This is a genomic window from Dyella sp., assembly GCF_051954575.1.
Taxonomy (GTDB): Bacteria; Pseudomonadota; Gammaproteobacteria; order Xanthomonadales; family Rhodanobacteraceae; genus Dyella_B.
In genome coordinates, this window is record NZ_JBQCHP010000162.1 from 1 (window position 1) to 2607 (window position 2607).

At 64.5% G+C, this 2607-nt stretch carries 2 protein-coding genes; both read left to right on the forward strand.

Annotation, left to right across the window (positions count from 1 at the left end; translation table 11 throughout):
• The first annotated feature begins 339 nt into the window (after window positions 1-339).
• Window positions 340-1374 carry an L-threonine 3-dehydrogenase gene (tdh, locus tag ACTHNE_RS19365; protein WP_440270075.1) on the forward strand — a complete coding sequence of 345 codons (1035 nt, stop codon included), beginning with the start codon at window positions 340-342 and terminating at the stop codon, window positions 1372-1374.
• A 179-nt stretch (window positions 1375-1553) separates the two neighbouring features.
• Window positions 1554-2607, forward strand: a 1054-nt coding sequence (gene kbl / locus ACTHNE_RS19370) for a glycine C-acetyltransferase (protein WP_440270076.1), incomplete at its 3' end; no start/stop codon positions are given.

Genomic DNA, 2607 nt, shown 5'->3' on the forward strand with positions numbered 1-2607 from the left:
GTTGTCGTTGAGTGGCCATCAGGTGGTAGTGCGTGGCGCAGCCTTGGCTGGTTGCCAAGGCAAGCCGCGCGCTGCCGCATGGTGGCCACTCAACGACAACCCGAAGGGCCGGGTCTGTTTGCCCGCCATGCCGCGTCATCACTTAAGTCGTGTACCGACGTACACTCCTTCGCTCTTCCTTGCCTGGCGCGCAAACAGATCCCTGCACGGGCCACGCCAATAGTGCGAACAGGCCCTAACGTTTCGATCTCGACATGCCGCAGCGCAGTAAGGCGTGCATGACAGCTGCCGATATAATTGCCGCTTGCCTGCCCCTTCCCCACTGCTGTGGATGTCCCCATGCCGCAAACGATGAAAGCCCTGGTCAAGCGCCTGCCCGAAAAAGGCATCTGGATGGAAGAAGTGCCGGTGCCGGAAGTCGGCCCCAACGAGGTGCTGATCAAGCTGGAGAAAACCGCGATCTGCGGCACCGACCTGCACATCTATAAGTGGGACGAGTGGTCCCAGCGCACCATCAAGCCCGGCCTCACCATCGGCCATGAATTCGTCGGCCGCGTGGTGGAGATCGGTCCCGGCGTCACCGGCTACAAGATCGGTGACCGCGTCTCCGCCGAAGGCCATATCGTGTGCGGCCATTGCCGCAACTGCCGCGCCGGCCGCCAGCACCTGTGCCCGAACACCATCGGCATCGGCGTGAACCGCAACGGCGCCTTCGCCGAATACATGACCATGCCGGCTTCGAACCTGTGGCCGATTCCCGATCAGATCCCCTCCGAGCTGGCCGCCTTCTTCGACCCCTACGGCAACGCCGCGCACTGTGCGCTGGAGTTCGACATGGTGGGCGAAGACGTGCTGATTACCGGCGCCGGCCCGATCGGCATCATCGCCGCCGGCATCGCCAAGCACGTGGGCGCGCGCAACGTGGTGGTCACCGACGTCAACGACTACCGCCTGAAGCTCGCCGCCGACATGGGCGCCACGCGCGTGGTGAACGTCGCCAACCAGTCACTGAAAGACGTAATGAAAGACCTGCACATGGAAGGCTTCGACGTGGGCCTGGAAATGAGCGGCAATCAGCGCGCCTTCAACGACATGCTCGATTGCATGTACCACGGCGGCAAGGTCGCCCTGCTCGGCATCCTGCCCAAGGGTGCCGGCATCGACTGGGACAAGGTCATCTTCAAGGGCCTCACCCTGCAGGGCATCTACGGCCGGCGCATGTACGAGACCTGGTACAAGATGACCCAGATGGTGCTGACCGGCTTTCCGCTACAGAAGGTGCTCACCCACCAGATCGCCATCGACGACTTCCAGAAGGGCTTCGACCTGATGGACGCAGGGCAGTGCGGCAAGGTGGTCTGCAGCTGGACCTGAGCGGGGTCGGTAACCGGCCCCTTCTTGTACGTCTTACCGCGAGGCGCCTTCGACAGCCGAAGGCTGGCCAAGCGGCCAACCCTTCCTCCCTGGCGCCCGGAACGCTGTCGCTTTCGCAGTCATGACGCCAAGGCGAGGCAGCAACGAGCGCCCTGCCGCCCCCGAGACTGGAGAACCACGTGACCTACACCGCCCACGACCGCTACACCACCGAACTGGAAGCCATCCGCGACCAGGGACTGTTCAAGGGCGAGCGCATCATCGTCTCGCCGCAGTCCGCCGAGATCGAGCTGGCCGACGGGCGCAAGGTGCTCAACTTCTGCGCCAACAACTATCTGGGCCTGGCCGATCACCCGGACGTGATCGCCGCCGCCAAGGAAGCGCTGGATACGCACGGCTTCGGCATGGCCTCGGTGCGCTTCATCTGCGGCACGCAAGACCTGCACAAGCAGCTGGAAGCGAAGATCGCCGCCTTCTTCGGCACCGAGGACACCATCCTCTACGCCGCATGCTTCGACGCCAACGGCGGCCTGTACGAGCCATTGCTGGGCGAGGAGGACGCGATCATCTCCGACGCCCTCAACCACGCCTCGATCATCGATGGCATCCGCCTGTGCAAGGCCAAGCGCTTCCGCTACGCCAACTGCGACATGGCGGACCTGGAAAGGCAATTGCAGGCGGCCGATGCAGCCGGCGCGCGGACCAAGCTGATCACGTCCGACGGCTCGTTCTCGATGGACGGTTTCATCGCGCCCCTGGACAAGATCACCGCGCTGGCCGAGAAATACGGCGCGATGGTGCACATCGACGAGTGCCATGCCACTGGCTTCCTTGGCGCCACCGGCCGGGGCTCGGCCGAGGTGCATGGCGTGATGGACAGGATCGACCTCTTCACCGGCACGCTGGGCAAGGCGCTCGGCGGCGCGCTCGGTGGTTTCACCACGGGCCCCAGCGAAGTGATCGAGCTGTTGCGCCAGCGCTCGCGACCGTACCTGTTTTCCAACTCGCTGCCGCCGCACGTGGTGGCCGCGGCGATCAGGGTGTTCGACATGCTGGTGTCTGCAGGCGATTTGCGTACACGCGTGCAGGAGAACACCCGCTACTTCCGCGAGGCGATGACCGCCGCCGGCTTCGACATCAAGCCGGGCGTCCACCCGATCGTGCCGGTGATGATCTACGACGCCCCCAAGGCGCAGGCGATGGCTGCGGCGCTGCTCGAGGAAGGCATCTACG